Source organism: Xenorhabdus miraniensis (genome assembly GCF_002632615.1).
This window is the reverse complement of record NZ_NITZ01000001.1, coordinates 202,204-222,080: the sequence shown is the minus strand read 5'-3', so window position 1 is coordinate 222,080 and position 19,877 is coordinate 202,204. Positions and strand designations below refer to the sequence as shown.

At 40.4% G+C, this 19,877-nt stretch carries 17 protein-coding genes; 8 read left to right on the top strand and 9 right to left on the bottom strand.

Going from position 1 to position 19,877, the window contains the following annotated elements:
* The first annotated feature begins 134 nt into the window (after nt 1–134).
* Nucleotides 135–560, top strand: a complete 426-nt coding sequence (rraB, locus tag Xmir_RS00930; protein ID WP_099112622.1) for a ribonuclease E inhibitor RraB — start codon at nt 135–137, stop codon at nt 558–560.
* Between the two features lie 72 nt (nt 561–632).
* On the opposite strand, the gene Xmir_RS00925 is transcribed toward rraB, so the two are convergent.
* Nucleotides 633–1,136, bottom strand: a complete 504-nt coding sequence (locus Xmir_RS00925; RefSeq protein ID WP_099112621.1) for a GNAT family N-acetyltransferase — start codon at nt 1,134–1,136, stop codon at nt 633–635.
* 437 nt (nt 1,137–1,573) lie between these two features.
* Between Xmir_RS00925 and Xmir_RS26090 the strand changes: the two genes are divergently transcribed.
* Nucleotides 1,574–1,936: a hypothetical protein gene (locus tag Xmir_RS26090; RefSeq protein ID WP_208620370.1), complete on the top strand. Its 363-nt coding sequence runs from the start codon at nt 1,574–1,576 to the stop codon at nt 1,934–1,936.
* Between the two features lie 114 nt (nt 1,937–2,050).
* Here the strand turns inward: Xmir_RS26090 and Xmir_RS00915 are convergent, their stop codons facing one another.
* Nucleotides 2,051–3,004, bottom strand: coding sequence for a LysR substrate-binding domain-containing protein (locus Xmir_RS00915; RefSeq protein WP_099112620.1), 954 nt, complete (start codon nt 3,002–3,004; stop codon nt 2,051–2,053).
* 104 nt (nt 3,005–3,108) lie between these two features.
* On the opposite strand from Xmir_RS00915, the gene Xmir_RS00910 reads away from it, so the two are divergent.
* From Xmir_RS00910 to Xmir_RS00890, 5 genes are all read left to right on the top strand, one after another.
* Nucleotides 3,109–4,209 carry a tartrate dehydrogenase gene (locus Xmir_RS00910; protein WP_099112619.1) on the top strand — a complete coding sequence of 367 codons (1,101 nt, stop codon included), beginning with the start codon at nt 3,109–3,111 and terminating at the stop codon, nt 4,207–4,209.
* Between the two features lie 403 nt (nt 4,210–4,612).
* On the top strand, nt 4,613–6,250 hold the full coding sequence (locus Xmir_RS00905) for a BCCT family transporter (protein ID WP_099112618.1): 1,638 nt from the start codon (nt 4,613–4,615) through the stop codon (nt 6,248–6,250).
* A gap of 127 nt (nt 6,251–6,377) precedes the next feature.
* Nucleotides 6,378–7,496, top strand: a complete 1,119-nt coding sequence (locus Xmir_RS00900; RefSeq protein WP_099112617.1) for an aromatic ring-hydroxylating oxygenase subunit alpha — start codon at nt 6,378–6,380, stop codon at nt 7,494–7,496.
* 54 nt (nt 7,497–7,550) lie between these two features.
* On the top strand, nt 7,551–8,999 hold the full coding sequence (locus tag Xmir_RS00895) for an NAD-dependent succinate-semialdehyde dehydrogenase (protein WP_099112616.1): 1,449 nt from the start codon (nt 7,551–7,553) through the stop codon (nt 8,997–8,999).
* A gap of 20 nt (nt 9,000–9,019) precedes the next feature.
* The gene (locus Xmir_RS00890) at nt 9,020–9,985 is read left to right on the top strand and encodes a PDR/VanB family oxidoreductase (protein ID WP_099112615.1); all 966 of its coding nucleotides are present in this window, start codon (nt 9,020–9,022) and stop codon (nt 9,983–9,985) included.
* A gap of 74 nt (nt 9,986–10,059) precedes the next feature.
* Here the strand turns inward: Xmir_RS00890 and Xmir_RS00885 are convergent, their stop codons facing one another.
* From Xmir_RS00885 to Xmir_RS33040, 5 genes are all read right to left on the bottom strand, one after another.
* Nucleotides 10,060–11,034, bottom strand: coding sequence for a methyltransferase (locus Xmir_RS00885; RefSeq protein WP_099112614.1), 975 nt, complete (start codon nt 11,032–11,034; stop codon nt 10,060–10,062).
* Between the two features lie 792 nt (nt 11,035–11,826).
* Nucleotides 11,827–12,600 carry an amino acid ABC transporter substrate-binding protein gene (locus Xmir_RS00875; RefSeq protein ID WP_208620369.1) on the bottom strand — a complete coding sequence of 258 codons (774 nt, stop codon included), beginning with the start codon at nt 12,598–12,600 and terminating at the stop codon, nt 11,827–11,829.
* A 49-nt stretch (nt 12,601–12,649) separates the two neighbouring features.
* Nucleotides 12,650–13,414 (bottom strand): amino acid ABC transporter ATP-binding protein, encoded by a 765-nt coding sequence (locus Xmir_RS00870; protein WP_099112611.1) that lies wholly within the window; start codon nt 13,412–13,414, stop codon nt 12,650–12,652.
* Nucleotides 13,392–14,099, bottom strand: coding sequence for an amino acid ABC transporter permease (locus tag Xmir_RS00865; protein WP_099112610.1), 708 nt, complete (start codon nt 14,097–14,099; stop codon nt 13,392–13,394). The genes Xmir_RS00870 and Xmir_RS00865 overlap by 23 nt, the downstream gene beginning before the upstream one ends.
* A 1,792-nt stretch (nt 14,100–15,891) precedes the next feature.
* Nucleotides 15,892–16,863: a leucine-rich repeat protein gene (locus Xmir_RS33040; protein WP_099112773.1), complete on the bottom strand. Its 972-nt coding sequence runs from the start codon at nt 16,861–16,863 to the stop codon at nt 15,892–15,894.
* A 241-nt stretch (nt 16,864–17,104) separates the two neighbouring features.
* Between Xmir_RS33040 and Xmir_RS33035 the strand changes: the two genes are divergently transcribed.
* Entirely contained in the window at nt 17,105–17,380 is a 276-nt protein-coding gene (locus tag Xmir_RS33035; protein WP_099112772.1) for a YadA C-terminal domain-containing protein, read from the top strand.
* A gap of 238 nt (nt 17,381–17,618) precedes the next feature.
* Here the strand turns inward: Xmir_RS33035 and Xmir_RS00850 are convergent, their stop codons facing one another.
* Both Xmir_RS00850 and Xmir_RS00845 read right to left on the bottom strand, forming a co-directional pair.
* Nucleotides 17,619–18,413: a hypothetical protein gene (locus Xmir_RS00850; RefSeq protein WP_099112609.1), complete on the bottom strand. Its 795-nt coding sequence runs from the start codon at nt 18,411–18,413 to the stop codon at nt 17,619–17,621.
* Between the two features lie 403 nt (nt 18,414–18,816).
* A complete protein-coding gene (locus Xmir_RS00845) occupies nt 18,817–19,590 on the bottom strand; it encodes an amino acid ABC transporter substrate-binding protein (protein WP_099112608.1) in 774 nt (257 codons plus the stop codon).
* Between the last annotated feature and the right edge of the window lie 287 nt (nt 19,591–19,877).

The window sequence follows — 19,877 nt, the reverse complement described above, 5'->3', positions numbered from 1 at the left end:
AGTATTAAGACTGGTTATGGATCAGTCGATAGCGGTTTGTACTTCTCCCGGAACAAAATTGGATAGATATATCCTTTGTAAAGAAAAGATGGGAGAATGCAAAACATGACAGCCAACTGACGGAGGGGATTGGCATGGCAGACCCACATGCTTTAGAAGAACAGCGTGAAGAGACTCGTTTGATCATCGAAGAATTATTGGAAGATGGCAGTGATCCTGAAGCGCTTTATATTATTGAACACCACTTTTCGGCAGAAAACTTCGATCAACTGGAGAAGGCCGCTCTGGAAGCATTTAAGCTAGGTTATGAAGTTACCGATGCAGAAGAGCTGGAAACAGAAGATCGTGTGATTTTGATGTGTTGCGATGTGATCAGCGAAAGTCGTCTGGAAGCCGAACTGATCGATGCACAGGTGGAGCAACTGATGGATCTGGCTGAAAAGATAGGTGTAAATTACGATGGTTGGGGAACGTACTTTGAAGATCCCAACGCGCCGGATGATGAAGATGACGAAGGTGATCTCTTTCCCCCAGAGGAAGATGAACCCAGACTGCATTAAGATCTTTTGAAGATAGCGTGACCGCCGAATGCCCCACTTGCTTAGTGGGGCTGATTTCTTGGGGGATAATCGTCATAGTGCCTTGAGCATCCTGACTTCACAGTCGCTGTGGCCTGTATTGCCAAGTGGCTCATCAAGATAGCTGAAACCCAGTTTTTCATATAAAGCAATGGCCGCTTTTAAATTCTCCGTCGTTTCCAGATAACAGCGTTTAAAACCTTGCTCTGTACCGAATTCGAGTGATTGCTTCACGATTTGCTTAGCAACTCCTTTTCCCCGTAGTACCGATGAAAGGTACATTTTTTGTAATTCGCAGGTATCACTGTCACCTCCGGCCAGCGGAGCAACACCGCCGCCGCCAACAACTTCGCCATCCATTTCAACAACCCAGTAAGCGCTGCGCGGCTGATTGTAAACTTCATACAGTGTATCCAGAATCGGATCAGCAACGGCAAAACCTTTGTCTGCGGTTAAGCCATGTTCGGCGGATACCTCACGGATAACAGCGGCAATGCCTGTGTTGTCTTGTTGGGTGATGGGGCGAATAACGTAGTTGTGTGCGTTTTTTGTTGTCATTTTTTTATCTTTCTATTTTTATTGATAGGGAGGTAAATAATACATTATGAAATATATTAGTCTAGTTAATAATTAACCAAGTAACTTGCTTAAATACCAAATTTTCTTTTCACACCAATTGGCTTGGTTTTATAAATTCGTTGTTAATATTGATCTATTTGCTGGGTAATGACGAATAATGACGAAGAGCCATAATGATAATTAAATTATAATAATGTGAAATTTTTATCTGATTTTAACTTTATTAAACTTTTCACTAGAATTGGCGCAAAACTCCTAAAAGAAGAGGATAAAAAGTTAATTAAACAAAATATAAACAAACGATAAACAATATAAATAATAAATAACGGAGAGTGAATGGAAATTGTTAGCATGGCTCAAATAACTGAGGTTATTTATTTGTTGTCTTCGTAAAATAATTTTTAAGGAATTAACATATGAACAAAAAAAAATTGTTAATCGTAACATCACTCTTCTCAACAATATTCGCGATATCTATTCCTTATGCACAAAGCTCTCCAACCTCATTGTCATTTCAGGATAACGTGATCCTTTTAACTAGTGGAGCCAATGGAGCCAATGGAGCCAATGGAGCCAATGGAGCCAATGGAGCCAATGGAGCTAATGGAACCAATGGGCGGTTTTTTGGTGGTAAAGGCGGTAAAGGTGGAGAAGGCGGTAAAGGCGGAGAAGGGGGTAAAGGCGGAGAAGGGGGTAAAGGCGGAGAAGGGGGTAAAGGCGGAGAAGGTGGCAAAGGTGGAGAAGGTGGCAAAGGTGGAGAAGGCGGCAAGATAATATAAATCAAAAGTATTAATCACATCGAAAATGGTGAATTTCAACCTAAGCCTGAGCATGTCCGCCGCCATGCTATACCTGATGTTAAATCTATTCGTGAGAGTTTTGACATGAAACGATCAGAGTTTGCGGTTCTTCCACAAGCCCTCATCCGATTTAACCTCAATTTGCTCTGAATAATGCAGTTGAAAATAACGTTCCAGAAATTCGATTGTCACTCTGACACGAGCAGACATGGCTAAACGTGTGACATAAACCGCCCAGATATTTGCTGATTGATAATATTCAGGCAGGATATGGACTAATGCCCCTGATTTGATGCTTTCTCTGACATCCCAATAAGAACGTAAAGTAATGCCATGACCATCAAGGCACCACTGATGAATAATTTCACCATGATTGGATGACATAGACCCGGTGACTTTCACTGATTGAGAACCCGTACTGTTTTGCAATTGCCAAATTCCGAAGGGGTGATCTCTCTCCTTGATCACCAGACAGGAGTGAGAAGGGAGGTCATTCAGTGATTTTGGCATCGGGTTACGCGCGAGATAAGCCGGTGATGCACAAAGAATTCGGTGGTTAGACGCAAGCTTGCGCGCGATAAAATTATTATCAATATCATCACCAACCCGGATATCCAAATCAATGCCTTCAGTGACTAAATCGATAATGCGATCTTCTACATCAAATCGCAGTTCTAGTTGTGGATAGGCATGAATAAGTGCTGATAAAGCAGGCGCAACAAATTGCCGCCCAAAACCGAAGCTACTGACGATCCTGATTGTCCCTTGCGGTTCTTGCCGAAGTTCAGAAAGTTCATCAAGCATCTGGTGAACATCATTGAGAATACGTTGCGCCCATTCGTATATGCGTTCGCCGTCTTCCGTAATTGAGACGCGACGTGTTGTTCTGTGCAATAGGGTGACATTCAATATGTTTTCTAATATTGCAATGCGTTTACTGATAAAGGCCGGAGATGCCCCAATTTCTTCGGCTGCGGCGACAAAACTGGCCCTTTTGGCGACTAAAAGGAAAACACGCAGATCCTGTAAAATAGGTAAATTGTTCATAAAGCGTAAATTATGTTTCTACATTTTTCAGATTGAATGCAAATCAGTCAATTATAAGATAGCCGGAAAGTCAATTTAGTATCCTGATAAATGAGAGATATCTAATGAAAAAACTGTTTAAAATTGCTGCAATTCCGGGAGATGGCATTGGTCATGAGGTTCTTCCGGAAGGCATTCGAGTATTGCAGGCTGTCGCTGAAAAGTGGGATATCTGTTTATCGTTTGAGCATTTTGCATGGGCAAGCTGTGATTATTATCTTCAGCACGGCACAATGATGCCCGACGATTGGTTTAAGCAGCTTATGGGGTTTGACGCTATCTATTTTGGTGCTGTTGGTTGGCCTGAAACGGTGCCTGATCACATCTCGCTTTGGGGTTCACTGCTTAAATTTCGACGTGAATTTCAGCAATATGTCAATTTGCGTCCTGTACGCCTCTTACCGGGAGTGCCTTGCCCTCTGGCGAATAAAAAACCGGAAGATATCGATTTTTATGTGGTCAGAGAGAATACGGAAGGGGAATATTCTACGATTGGTGGTCGCCTTCATGAAGGCACAGAACATGAAGTGGTGATCCAAGAGTCGGTTTTTACCCGTCGTGGGGTTGACCGTATCTTGAAATATGCGTTTGAATTAGCGCAAAGCCGTCCCCGTAAGTTATTAACATCTGCTACTAAATCAAACGGATTAGCGATTAGCATGCCTTATTGGGACGAGCGGGTCGAAGAGATGGCAAAACAGTATCCCGGCGTAAAATGGGATAAGCAGCATATTGATATTCTTTGTGCCCGGTTTGTGTTAAATCCAGAGCGATTTGATGTCGTTGTTGCTTCCAATTTGTTTGGCGATATTCTTTCTGATTTAGGGCCTGCCTGTACCGGAACAATCGGGCTTTCACCTTCTGCGAATCTGAATCCGGAAAGGAATTTTCCTTCTTTATTTGAACCTGTTCATGGGTCAGCCCCCGATATTTATGGCAAAAATATTGCCAATCCAATCGCAATGATTTGGGCTGGCGCAATGATGTTACAGTTTTTGGGGAAAGACGCCTTAGATGAAGGCGATACGCGTTATCAGGATGCCCATGACGATATTTTATCTGCTATTGAAGCGGTGATAACAGAAGGGATCGTTACACCAGATATGAAAGGTAAAGCATCGACGCAACAGGTCGGGGAAGCTATTGTTAATCATTTAACTCATTAAAAAATAGTTTAATTATTCTTTTTTCCTTATAAAAACCACACTCTTTTTTAGGGTGTGGTTTTTTTATGACGATTCACTTGTGTTTATGTTGGCAGTCATGACTATTATTCTTCTGATTTTCAACGTATCTCACAATATATTATTTACGATGTGTGTTTTATCTATTTACTGTCCGGCTTATTGTTTAAATTGTGTATCAACAATATATTTTAGTTTTTAACCAAAAGAGGCAATAAGTGTCGTTCCCGCTTATTGAACGTTTTCCTTTTGTCGTGTCTATACCCGATAATCATAACAACGATAATAGGCATTTTGTCGCAATACCAAGTGAATTTTATATTCAATGGAACTCTATCCCTATGAATGATGGAGGATGCGCACAAAGTGACGAAACGGAGGTTTCATGTTCAGCAACACAAAAAAAGACATTTCCTTAATTGCAATAAGTCTTGCTTGTATTATTGTAATAGCGGTATCGCTTAGTTTATTTCCTGAAAAAACGAGTGTTATTGCTAACGCAATTTTTAATGGGCTGACGCGTTTACTTGGATCAATTATCCAAATATTAGTACTTGCTGCTTTAGTGTTTGTTTTGTATTTAGCGATAAGTAAATATGGCAATGTTCGATTAGGAGAAGGAAAGCCTGAATATAACACGGTGTCCTGGTTATTTATGTTTATTTGCGCAGGGCTTGGTTCATCGACCTTATACTGGGGGGTAATGGAATGGGCATATTACTATCAAACTCCCGGTTTGAATATTATGCCTCAAACCCCTAAAGCATTGGAGTACAGCATCAGTTTCTCTTTTTTCCATTGGGGAATCAGTGCCTGGGCAACTTATGCACTGGCTTCACTGATAATGGCTTATCATTTCCATGTCAGAAAAAATAAAGGGTTGAGCTTATCGGGGATTATTTCCGCTATAATCAATATTAACCCCCATGGTTTTTGGGGCCGCCTTATTGACATGATATTTTTAATTGCTACTGTCGGGGCGTTAACGATTTCTTTAGTTGTGACTGCGGCTACATTAAGTGGCGGACTTTCTTCACTAACAGGGATGCCTAATAACTTTATTGTTCAAGCTGTAATTACATTATTGGCTGCACTGATTTTTTGTTTAAGTTCTTATATTGGCATTGATAATGGTATGCGGCGTTTAAGCCAAATGGTGGGATGGGGGGCATTTGGTTTTGCTGTACTTGTCCTGATTGTGGGGCCAACGGAATTTATTATTAATAATATTATTAATACAATTGGCTTAACAACGCAGAATTTTTTGCAAATGAGTTTATTTACCGATCCAATGGGAGATGGTCAATTTACACGTAGTTGGACTGTATTTTATTGGTTATGGTGGATCTCTTATACTCCCGGTGTTGCCATGTTTGTGACCCGGGTTTCTCATGGGCGCAAAATTAAAGAAGTGATTTGGGCGTTGTTATTAGGCAGTACGTTTGGTTGCTGGTTCTTCTTTGGTGTGTTGGAAAGCTATGCAGTACATCAATTTATTACCGACGTTATTAATGTACCTGAAATATTGAATACGTTGGGGGGTGAAACGGCGGTTCACCAACTATTGAATGCCTTGCCATTAGGCCAATTTTTCCTTGCTGCTTATCTGTTTATCATGATTATTTTCTTGGCCTCGCATATGGATGCGGTTGCTTACACTATGGCGGCAACCAGCACGCGCAATTTAAGTGAAGGTCAGGATCCCAGCCGGAATTTACGCCTTTTCTGGTGCGTAGTGATTACGCTAATCCCACTTTCAATCCTCTTTACGCAAGCTTCTTTAGAGACAATGAAAACCACCGTAGTGCTTACTGCACTGCCTTTTTTAGTGATTCTTCTGATTAAGACATATGGTTTTATTCGCTGGATAAAACAAGATTATGCACACATTCCTGCGCATCTTATTGATAGCCCGAACCAGCAAGAACCCGTTATTGCATCAACCTCCATGATACCTATAGAGAAAAAAGCATCCTCGCCAGTCATGGCTTCATCAACAACGTCTATTTCATTAAATGATTAAACGCAATATGTGATCAATATATGTAAACAATATAAGTAAACAATACATGTAATTTAACGACACACCCTGACAGATTTCGAGAAGCAATTTGAAAAATGAAGGGGACAAAGAAAATTAAGGAATTGATATGAGCATTCAACACCAGGATTTCACTCTGCCCAAAAATTTTTGTGCAATCCCAACAGAAGCGTACACCATGCCAGCGCGTTTCTATACTTCTCAGAACGTGTTTGATTATGAGAAAGAGGCGATTTTTGCCAAGAGTTGGATCTGTGTTGCACACAGCAGTGAGCTTGCCAATCCTAATGATTATGTTACGCGTGAAATTATTGGCGAGAGCATTGTGATTGTTCGTGGGCGCGACAACGTATTGCGTGCATTCTTTAACGTTTGTCCTCACCGTGGGCACCAGTTATTAACAGGTGAAGGTAAGGCAAAAAATGTCATCACTTGTCCTTATCATGCCTGGACATTCAAGCTCGACGGAACCTTGGCACATGCCCGTAACTGCGAGAATGTGGCTAATTTCGATAAAGATTTAGTGCAATTAACCCCGGTAAAATTGGAAGAGTACGCCGGTTTTGTTTTTATTAATATGGACATGAATGCTGGCACAGTTGAGGAGCAATTACCGGGGTTAAGCGCTAAGGTATTGGAAGCTTGCCCGGAGGTTTATGAGCTAAAGCTGGCAGATCGTTTTATCACAGTCACTCCCGCGAACTGGAAAAGCATTGTTGATAACTATCTGGAATGTTATCACTGTGGCCCGGCTCATCCCGGTTTTTCAACCTCCGTTCAGGTTGATCGCTATTGGCATACCATGTATGAGAAATGGTCATTGCAATTTGGCTATGCGATTCCCTCTGATCAATCTTTCAAATTTGAAGGCGAATCTTCATTTCATGGCTTTTGGTTATGGCCTTGTACCATGTACAACGTGACGCCAATTAAAGGCATGATGACGGTGATATATGAATTCCCCATAGATGCAGAAACAACACTGCAACATTACGATATTTACTTTACTAATGAAGAATTGACTCAAGAACAGAAATCGTTGATTGAATGGTATCGCGACGTTTTTCGCCCTGAAGATTTGCGTTTGGTTGAAAGCGTGCAAAAAGGGCTTAAATCCCGTGGTTATCCTGGTCAGGGGCGCATCATGGCGGATAGCACCGGAAGTGGAGTTAGTGAGCACGGTATTGCTTATTTCCACAACCTTATTGCCCAAACTTACCATGAATAAAGTGGCGTTGGGTAAAGGCAGTCATGGCATGGGTTTAATCAGTGAGGTCATTAAGTGAATATCTTAGATAATCCTTTTTTTCGCCAGCAGGCTTATATCAGCGGGCAATGGTGTGATGCGGACAATAAAGAGACATTGGATGTCACCGATCCTGCAACAGGAAAAACCATAGGGAAAATACCTAATATGGCAGCGAGTGAAGCAAGAAAAGCCATTCAGGCTGCGCATGATGCCTTGCCGGAATGGCGGACATTAACGGGTCACCAGCGTGCCCGGTTATTACAAAATTGGTTTCGTTTAGTCAGTGAGAATAAAAAGCAGCTTGCAGAAATCATGACGTTAGAACAGGGAAAACCGCTGGCAGAAGCTGAAGGTGAAATCGTCTATGCCGCTTCTTTTATCGAGTGGTTCGCAGAACAGGGAAAGCGTACAAACGGGGAAATTATTCCTTCGCCAACGGTGGATAAGCGCCTGATGGTGATTAAACAAGGGATTGGCGTTTGCGCAGCTATTACGCCTTGGAATTTCCCTGCGGCAATGGTGACCCGCAAAGCTGCACCTGCCCTTGCGGCAGGTTGTACCATGGTCATAAAGCCCGCGAATGAGACGCCATTTACGGCATTGGCACTGGTGGCGTTAGCGATTCAGGCGGGTATTCCTGCGGGAGTGATCAATATTCTCACGGGGCATTCACGCATTATTGGTGAAACATTTACCACAGATGATCGTGTGCGCAAGCTGAGTTTTACGGGTTCAACGGAAGTAGGACGTTTATTAATGCGCCAATGCTCAGACAGTATCAAAAAAGTATCTTTGGAATTAGGCGGAAATGCGCCCTTTATTGTCTTTGATGATGCTGATGTTGAAAAAGCGGTAGAAGGTGCGATTGCCGCGAAATTTCGTAATGCAGGACAAACTTGTGTTTGTGTGAATCGTTTTTATATTCACCAGGCTATTTATCCGACATTCAGCCAGCGTTTTGTTGAAGAAGTGCAAAAACTTAAAGTCGGTAATGGTTTTGAGCAAGGAACACAAATAGGGCCACTGATTAACGCGAAATCGGCGGATAAAGTTCAATCTCTTTTAGATGATGCGTTAAATAAAGGGGCGGATTTATTATTTGGTGGTCAACGTCATGCTGTAGGTGACAATTTCTTTATGCCAACAGTACTCGGTAACGTTGCCGGAAATAGCCTGCTATTAGAAGAAGAAATATTTGGCCCTATTGCACCCTTGGTTATTTTTGATGATGAAGATAGCGTTATAGAATCTGCTAATAATACTATTTATGGGCTTGCTGCCTATTTTTATACTGAAAGTCCACAACGCATTTGGCGGGTTTCAGAGAAATTAGAATCTGGCATGGTAGGTATTAATACCGGCCTTATTTCTAATGAAGTTGCTCCCTTTGGCGGCGTAAAACAATCTGGTTTAGGGCGTGAGGGTTCGAGCCACGGTATTGAAGATTATTTGGAACTGAAATATCTCTGTCAGGGTTTTTAATGAATAATTGAGAATCACTTATGTCTACTTATCAGAAAATTGCTGTTATTGTCAGTGATATTGAAACTATTACGCCCACGATTAAACGATTTACGTTAATACCGGATGAAAACACACGGTTACCTTCTTTTACCAGCGGAAGTCATATCTTTGTGCAGATGCAGGATGGTGATAACCATTATAATAATGCTTATTCTCTGTTAAATTCCCCTTTTGATGAACAACGTTATCAAATTGCGGTTAAGCGAGAAGCGTATTCTCGTGGTGGCTCAGCATTTATACATGAAAAAGTCGCCATTGGAAATAAACTCATTGTTTCTGAGCCGAATAATTTATTTGCATTAGCGCCCGGGGCCAAAAAACACATATTGATAGCGGGTGGGATTGGGATAACGCCTTTTATGTCCCATTTGCATGAACTGGAACAACAAAATGCTGAGTATGAACTGCATTATTGCTACCGGAATGCCAGCGAACCTGCTTTTACACAAGAGTTAATGGCATCAAGGTCTAAGGATAAAGTCATTTGTCATATTTCATCCATGGGTTCTCGTCTTGAACTCGATACACTTATTTCTCAATTAGCAGAAGGAAGCCATGTTTATACATGCGGTTCACACTCATTACATGAGGGGGTAAGACAAGCGGCACAAAAGGTTGGTTTCCCTGATCAGCAATTGCATTTTGAACAATTTGCGATTGAAGATAAAACGGGTAATGCGTTTACAGTTGTTCTGGCTAAATCTGGCGTTGAATTGGAAGTGGATAGCGAATCAACTATCTTACAAATCATTGAAAGAAATAAGGCCGCATCGGTTGAAAGTTTATGCCGTGAAGGGGCATGCGGTACTTGTGAAACAATGATCTTAGAGGGTGAAGCAGACCACCGTGACCAATATCTTAGCGATGAGGAAAAAAAGAGTCAGACATCAATGCTGATTTGTTGTTCCCGAGCGAAAGGGAAACGGTTAGTGCTGGATTTGTAGTAAATATGGGACTACGGTCCCATATGCAGATTCTTTTGTTGTGTTATTTAGCCAGAATTCGGGTTATTGATAATTTATTTTTTTATTTCAATAAGGTACTGGTTACTGCCTGTTAGGGAAAAATTCAAGTTGTATGTATTTGTGGTAGAGAATCCAGCTTGTTTTACCATAGATTCAAACTCTGATTGATACCGTTCTTTACCTGATAAAAGGGTATCCATATATAAATCAAATGACTCTGCATTTTCATCATCCTGCTCTTTAATCATATCGATGACATATAGAACGGAATCTTCATTCATTGCTTTATGGCAAGTTTTGAGAATATCAATGGCCTGATTATCTGGCCAATTATGCAAAACATTTTTTATGCAGTAAGCATCATATCCTGATGGAATAGTGGAAAAGAAATCGCCATTGATGAAAGTGATCCCTTCTGATTCTTGTCTGGTAAAATCATACTGATCCATGACGTGACATTGGATATGTGGATAGTGCATTTTTATATTTTGTGCTAAAGAACCTTGTCCTCCCCCTATATCAATGATTGAAGAAATACCATTTAGGGGTATATGCTCAATAATATGTTCATTCATTATATCAGTTACTCTTGACATTAATTTATCAAAAGTAGTTTTTAGCGTTTTATTATGCTCATGACTGAAATAATCAAAAAGTTTCTCGTGATGGTTAAGTTCAAAAGCAGATTTGCTATTCATTTCACTTAAGGATGCACCGTATTTCGACCAAGCGCCCCAGCAGGTTGGACTTAATTCGAATTTGATATGTAATGTTTCAAGGCTGTTTGGATCACTTAGTGATGAACATTGCTCAGTAAGGTAAAATTTATCATCTTTTTTTGTTAACACCTTAAGCGATTGCATATAATTCAATAGCCGATGGAATCTATCTTGAGAAACTTGACATAGTTGAGCAAGTTGTTCCACCGTTTTGCCATCTTGGGTGCTTAAATAGAGTGGTGCTTTACTTTCCACAAAAGCAAACAGTGCATTAGATTTACGATAAGCAATGGTCATGTCAAATAGCATTATTTATTTTCCTTATCTTTTTTTCAGGGTAAATTATTTACTGATTAGGTGTTATTTTTTGATTATCCTTTTCTCCACGCATTAATGGGTTATCTATGAATTTCCTTTGTTAGTGTTTTTGGTTTTAGTGAGAATAAGCTGGATAATAAATTTTTATAGCGATTGGTTAAATGTTTTTAGTGTGTTTAAATATATTACTTGTTGTTAATAAAGAATTATACACTGACTAATACATCCATAACCATTATACTTATCGTATTTCAAATGATTGATAAATAATATCAGGTTGTTATTGTCGTGCATTCAATGCACGACATAATACAGACGTTCAGAAGGCTGAATGTTTAATTTATGACATTATATACGAACTCAGATAGATACATAAAACCGTAAAGCAATACTGGAGAGGAAATTTCAACTAAAATAAAAATAATAGAAACCAATAATGATGATAATAAGGTTTTTTTAAACTTTCTGCCTAAAATGAAAAAGTAATTAACTACCGAAAATATTACAAAAAAGGTAGAAAATTTAATGATCATTAATAAAATGAATATCATCCCTATTTCCTTTGTTGAAAAAGTTTCATTAATAATACAGGTAACTTAAATGAAATTCATGTTTTTTATTAAGGAAATGATCTTGGTTCCCGGAGTTTATTTTTCCAACAAACCTAATTAAATAGGATTAGGTTTTTGTCATAGAGGGAATGAATATCCAGAGGAGTAGAAGATTGAAATGTGAATAAGGCGGCCTTATAAAAATACCGCCATCTTATTAACCAAAGAAAAATTACTCAGAAATATCCACGCCAAAATATCTCTTGGAGATACGGGCATATGTGCCGTCGTCTTTCATCTTTTGCAGAGCTTTATTAACAGCCTCTGCCAATTCAGCATCTCCTTTACGCAGTAAAACGGCGGATTTGCTTGCGTCGGCTTGTTGGGCGACAATTTTTACCGGTGCATTAGGACGCTGTTTTTTAAAATCGAGGAATGACAGACGATCATTCAATGTGGCATCAGCACGTCCGGTGACGACCAAATCAATGGCTTGGTTAAAACCATCTGTACTGACTAAATTTGCGCCGTAAGAGGTTGCCAGTTGCCCGTAGTTACTGGTCAGTGATTGGGCGGAGCGTTTTCCTTTAATATCTGCGAAGGTTTTTATATCACCATTGTTATTACGGGTGATCAACACGACCTGAGAGGTTGTGTAAGGAATGGAGAAACTGTATTTCGCTGCTCGTTCTGGTGTAATACCGACTTGGTTGATAACGGCATCAAAACGTTTGGCATCCAACCCTGCGATCAAACCATCCCATTTAACTTCCATAAATTCAGGTTTCACATTCAAACGCAGGGCAATTTCCCGTGCGATGTCCACGTCAAAGCCAGTTAATTTGTTGCTGGCATCGTGATAGGTAAAAGGAGGGTAAGTGCCTTCCGTACCAATCTTAAAGACGCCAGAGGCTTTTATGGCATCAAAATCTTTGCCTGCATAGCCGGGGGCAGAAATAGCAAGGGCAGTCGCGCCCGCCAATAACAGACTCAAAATTTTTTTCATTGCGTTTCTCCGAATACATAATGTTGCTGATGTTAAACGTGACTGCTCGCTATATTTCCCAATCCGGTAAGGTTTCTGTCAGGGTTGAAATAAACTCGACAGTGCGCACCTTACTGGGGCGGGTGAAAATGGTTTTTGCCGGGCCAGATTCAATAATCTCGCCGGATTCCAGAAAGACCACATCATGGGCAAGATTGGCGGCCAGACGCAAATCGTGCGTTGCCATTAACATGGTGGTGCCTTCTCCCGCCAATTGTTTCAGAACCGAGACCACTTCTTTGGATAATTCAGGGTCAAGCGCTGAAGTTGGCTCATCACACAGTAGCACTTTGGGGGAAGGCGCCATTGCTCTGGCGATTGCCACGCGCTGTTGCTGGCCCCCCGATAGGGTGTTCGGCCAGACATCGGCCTTGTGGGACAGACCGACTTTTTTCAACAGCTCCATAGCCCGTTCTCTGGCGCGTTCGCGGGGCCATTTTTGTACCCAAATCAGCCCTTCCATAATATTTTCAATCACCGTCAGATGAGGGAAAAGCTGGAAGTTCTGGAATACCATGCCAGTTTGCAGGCTAAAACGCTGGATTTCACGGTGTGGCAGTTTTTCCTTACCGTTAAAGGCAATCTGCTCCTTGCCAATTTCCAGCTTACCGGCCTGTGGGATCTCCAACAGATTAATACAACGCAGCAAGGTACTTTTCCCACTACCGGAAGGGCCGATAAGCGCTGTCAGGCTGCCTTCTTTAATGGTCAGGCTAATATTTTTCAGCACCTTTTGCCCGTCGAAATTTTTCTCAATGTTGGTGAGCTGAATCATCTTTGGCTTCCTTATTATGGCTGCTGCTTTGTTGGGCGAATTTCTTTTCCAACCGGACTTGCAGTGCTGACAGCACTGAGCTTAAGAGTAGATAGAGAATGGCGGCTTCGGTGTACAAAATGAGCGGCTGATAGGTAACGGCAGCAATGCGCTGTGCCGCCAGAAACATTTCAGGCACGGTAATAACCGAAGCCAGAGAAGTATCTTTTACCAGTGAAATAAAGGTATTGGACAGGGGAGGAATGGAAACCCGTGCTGCTTGTGGCAAAACAATCCGACGCAGTGATTGCCACCAACTCATGCCAATAGAGTGAGAGGCTTCCCATTGCCCTTTAGGAACCGAAACCAATGCTGCGCGGATCACTTCTGAGGTATAGGCGCCAACATTCAGGGTAAAGCCGATAACGGCAGAAGTGAAGGCTTCCAGGGTAATACCCACGCTGGGCAGAGCGTAGAAGATCAAAAACAGTTGTACCAATAAAGGGGTGCCACGGATTAACCAGACATAAAACCGGGCTATAGCAACCAGTGGCTTAGGGCCGTATAGCCTGATTAAAGCAACGATGAATCCCAACGAGATCCCAAGTGCGAAAGTAATCAGCGTGAGGGGAATGGTGAATGTCAGGCCGGCGTACAGCATCGGCCACAGGGAATCCAGCGCTAAACTGAGCCAATCTGGGGTCATAGAATCTTCCTAATAGATTGATATTAAAAATATGTTTATTTTTTATAAGGTTGTTTTAATGATGATATGGCAAGAAAAGGATATCGTTATATACAATAAAGTTATAGCTTAGAACTTAAGGGTGAGTTGGCGATATACGTAAATGAGGTAAGAGATAAACTGATAATAAATAGTGATGTTATTGTGTTTTGAAATTCTTATTTAAAATAAATAACTTTATTAATTGGTTTGTAGATTGTTTTTTAATAAACACGCTTGTCATAAATTATGAGGAAAATAAATTCAAGATATAATGGTGAGTCTAATTGTTAACTTCAAGTGTGTTATCGGATTAATCTTAGAAGTATTATTAATGGCTGGTAAAATCAGGGAGTTAGTGATGGCAGATAATGTATAATGATAGGCCTATTCTGGTATATTTATTTCCTATGGCTGAAAAATATTGCATTTCATTTTCATTTAATATTTACTCTCTCATCTTCTTTTCAAGAAATTGATAAATTTAATTATCTTAACTTCTTGCTTAAATATCAGTTTCTATATAGGTACTGATTGCCAATCCACGAAAATAGTCGCTGTGTTTATTTTTTATAAATGTAAAAGATATTTTTTGCAAGACTATAATTAACATTCACTTGAATTTACGTGTGTTTTTTATTTACTGGGTAATTGATCGTTTTGATAAAAAATTTATCTGTTTTTATTATGGTGAAACAATGAGAAAGATTTTATTGACTTTAATTAGTGTTGTATCTGTGCAGTCTTCTTACGCTTCTTATGAGGATAGTAGCTCAAAAGTTAATCGTACCCAAATGAGCATTGCTATGGAATCGGGATCTATTGATAGTGGCTCTCATCACTCTGTTGCTATGAACAAGAGTAGTATTGGGCATATGAGCATGACTTCTTTCGCAACGGGTAAGAGTCAGATTGGGAGAGAGAGTGGTGTTTCTTTCGCAGCGGGCGAGAGTACAATTGAGCGCACAAGTCCTGGTTCTTTCGCAGCGGGCAATAGTAATATTGAGAAGTCAAATTATTATTCTTTCGCAACGGGTAACAGTAAAATTGGATCCTCAAGTAGTGGTTCTTTGGCTATAGGGCAAGCAAAGATTGGTTCTGATTCAACATATTCTGTCGCTTTGGCAGGAGGTGAAATTGGTAGAGGTGGCGAATCGTCTATAGCTATAGGTAAGAAATCAAAAATTGCTGGTGTAAGTCATGCTTTTGCTATAGGGGAAAGTGCAATTGTTGAAAAACAATATGGTATTGCCTTAGGCTCGTCAGCAATGTCTCAGCATACTAATGCAATTGCAATCGGGAAAGATGCTAAAACTGATAGGAAAAATTCAGTTTCATTTGGAAATAGCGAAGATGCTAGCAAGAATAAACAGTTAACGAATATTGCTGATGGTACAAACGATCAAGATGCGGCTACTTTTGGACAGATTAAACGACATGTTGATAAAAACACTTTCTTTTTCTCTAATGTAAATTCACCACTTACAAATTCATATTATGTGGGAAATACCACTTTTAGCTCAAATGACAGTAGCGTCGTGTCATTTGGTGATAACCAAACTCAATTACGATTAGTTAATATCGCTGATGGTCAGAATCCGAACGATGCCATTAATAAAAAGCAGCTTGATCAGCGATTTATTGATGTTAAAAACAGTGTCATCAATGAGTTAAAACAAGATATGGGAAGCCTGAGTCAGGCAGGGGATGCAGTAAAAGAAATCAATGATGCACTGGGAAAAATCGCGAATATCACTAATGCAGTACCAGATGCTCAAAAGATTATTGATGCCGAAGTCAAGGTGAATGCCGTCAATGGTGCTAAAGCCAATGCGGATAAGGTGATTGCTGCCGAAGGCAAGGTGAATGCCGTCAACGGGGCGAAAGCGAATGCGGATAAGGTGATTGCTGCCGAAAGCAAGGTGAATGCCGTCAACGGGGCGAAAGCGAATGCGGATAAGGTGATTGCTGCCGAAGGCAAGGTGAATGCCGTCAACGGAGCGAAAGCCAATGCGGATAAGGTGATTGCTGCCGAAGGCAAGGTGAATGCCGTCAACGGGGCGGGAGCCAATGCGGATAAGGTGATTGCTGCCGAAGGCAAGGTGAATGCCGTCAACGGGGCGGAAGCGAATGCGGATAAGGTGATTGCTGCCGAAGGCAAGGTGAATGCCGTCAACGGGGCGGAAGCGAATGCGGATAAGGTGATTGCTGCCGAAGGCAAGGTGAATGCCGTCAACGGGGCGGAAGCGAATGCGGATAAGGTGATTGCTGCCGAAGGCAAGGTGAATGCCGTCAACGGGGCGGAAGCGAATGCGGATAAGGTGATTGCTGCCGAAGGCAAGGTGAATGCCGTCAACGGGGCGGAAGCGAATGCGGATAAGGTGATTGCTGCCGAAGGCAAGGTGAATGCCGTCAACGGGGTGGAAGCGAGTGCGGATAAGGTGATTGCTGCCGAAAGCAAGGTGAATGCCGTCAACGGGGCGGGAGCCAATGCGGATAAGGTGATTGCAGCCGAAGGCAAGGTGAATGCCGTCAACGGGGCGGAAGTGAATGCAGATAAGGTGATTGCTGCCGAAAGTAAGGTGAATGCTGTCAACGGGGCGGGAGCCAATGCGGATAAGGTGATTGCAGCCGAAGGCAAGGTGAATGCCGTCAACGGGGCGGAAGTGAATGCAGATAAGGTGATTGCCGCCGAAAACAAGGTAAGTACTGTCAACGGTGCGAAAGCGAATGCTGAAAAGATCATTAGTGCAGCAGGAAAAGTAAGCGCTGTAAACGATATTGTTGAGGAGGAGAATAAACTTAATCAAAAAGTGATAAAAGGACTAAATGCAAAAATTAATGCTGTTGAGAAAGGTAGTAAAAAAGAGATACAGGAAGTAGAAGATAAAACTAGAGAACTATATAAATATACTCAGGACTTAAGCAACAGGACGGACAATTACCATGCCCATTCTGAAAAACGCTTTACCGCATTAGAATCAGAAATGCGTCAGAGTGTTCGTCAATTAGATAACAAAATTAATCGCGTAGAGAAAAGGGCAAATGCTGGGATTGCTAGTGTTGCGGCAATGAGCAATATTCCTTTCAGCAATACGAATCGCTTTAGTGTTGGTGTGGGCTTAGGGCAATATCACGATGGTAGTGCGGTTGCGGTTGGTGCTCAGGCCAAGCTCACAGAAAATGTGAATATTAAAGCTTCTACAAGCTGGAATAATGCAGAAGGTGCGGTCTTGGGCGCTGGTATTGCAGTTGGTTGGTAAATTTGGGACTGTGTTTAGTATTATATGTATATCTAATCAAAATGATCTATTTTATTTGTTTTTATGATGTGTAATTACACACTTCACCTACATTTAGCCACATAGTATTAGCTATGTGGCTGAGTGTTTTTAATGTTTTTTAGCGCCTTTCCCGTTGAAACTTTTTTCAATGCTGGTGGTCTGAATCATCTTTGTCCTCCTTATTATCGCTGCTAATCTGGAGATTTTTCTTGTCTGCTTATATTATTTGACGCAAACGATAATTCCCATCAATCAAATGCCACTTAGAACCCTGTCTGGCAGGATCTAACACCATCCAGTCATCCGTATCTTCAGTAAATCCTAATCTAAGATAAGCAGGTTTTGCATTTGCGACTGGTTCAAGTTGGACAACGCCATAGTGGTCTAATTTTTGTGATTTGTTCACCGCATATTCGATCAATAACCTCCCACAATTACGGGTACCCATATGAGTAGCTATAGCCCTAATTATAGGGATACCATTAGCTCGATTTAAGGTTGCATCCGATAGTACTAATATACCCACAGGAACACCACGAAAAAAAGAAGCAAAAAAGTAAAGTTTCTCTTGATTAATACTTTCTGATACAGCAGCATGTGCAAGATTAGATATTAGTTGAAGTGTATTGTATGTGTCATTACATTTACTATTCCTATTTTTTTGATAATCTTTCAATTCTTGTCCAAATATGCCATCAAAAACTTCAAAAATATTGTCTTGTAAGTGAGCTATTTTCAAATTTTTATCTAATTCTTTGTTTTTATTAGTATATATCCAATCATTAAATATTATACTTCTTATCATAATATTAGATAATATTAATGCTTCTTTAGGAGTTACATCCTTTATACGAATTCTATGGCGTGATAAGTTAATGTCTAATTTAGAATTTGTACTCTCGGACGTAATGTTATTAGGTATTGTATCAAATAAATTACCTTTTGATCTAGAACGAACTAAAGGCCTAGATACTATCGAATAATTTATATTAGAATTATTTCTATATATCATATTTAGTAACCCATAAAAAATTTAATATCTTATATTGTTATTAGAAAATATTATTCGAGTAGAGTTATAAATAATCTGCACTTTTAGCGCGAGTGATCAAATATGTTGTTTCTCCTTGAACCCGAAATACTGAATAACTCATTATATCCATCATTATGAAATTAATATTATATTAAGTGCTTATTACTTGTACAAGTAATAAGTGCGAAAATATGAGAGCAATGTCATAATGTTGTTGTCTGCTAAATATAGATGGTACGATTTATTACGAAGTGAATTTATTAATAAATGTATAAAATACATATACTAGTCATTCAGCCACATCATAGTGATTAGCTATGTGGCTGAATGTTTACTCCTTTGTCGCTTCGCTGTAACTCGGAATTGAGCGGATATATTTTAATTATTCACTCTTTTTCTCAGCGAAATATTTATCCCATATGCGTTGATAAGTACCATCCGCTTTTATCTCAGTAATGGCTTTATCTACTGCGGCCTTTAATTCGGTGTCATTTTTGCGAAGCAGCACGGCGGATTGTGCTGCCTGAGTATCAGCCGCAACAATTTTTACCGGTGCATCCGGACGATGTTTTTTGTAGTCGAGGTAAGAAAGTTTATCATTAATGGTTGCATCTGCACGGCCTGTGCTCACGAGATCCACTTCTTGATTAAAACCGTTAACGCCGATAATGTCTGCACCATAATTTCTGGCGATCTGGGCAAAATTATTGGTCAGGGTGTGGGCTGATTTTTTACCTTTTAAGTCGCTGAATGTCTTAATCTTGTTATTATCTTTTCGGGTAATCAGTACGGCTTCTGAAATCACATAAGGCAGGGAGAAGCTATATTTTTTCTCGCGCTCTGGTGTAATGGCGATTTGGTTCATCACCGCATCGGAACGCCCTGCATCAAGGCCACCAATCAAGCCATCCCATTTGCCTTCAATAAATTCAGGCTTCACTTTCATACGCAGCGCAATTTCACGGCCGATTTCCACATCAAATCCAGTCAATTTTCCTGATGTATCATGGTAACTGAATGGAGCATAAGCGCCTTCTGTTCCAATCCGGAATACGCCTGTGGAGTGAATGTTATCGAGAGTGGATTGCGCATAGGTGAGTTGTGTAAACCCAAACTGGACAATACCCGCCAATAATATGTTCAGTAATACCTTCATTTTATTTCTCCGAGAGGAAGCTATTGTTTTTAAAATGATGATCACTATAACGGGAATATCAAAAGCCTTATATATAAAATAAAGTTATATCATATTGAGAGCATATGATTTTTCGAAAAGAGTTATAATAAATAAGCGTTACTACTTATTGGGCAGTTTTCATTAAATGGGTTGATGTCACAAATTTTATTAAAGTAGTTGTCATGATATATAGCCTGCTATATCTTTAATCTTCCACTCATAATATAGCTCAATGATAGATATGGCTATTCTTTCATCATGAAATA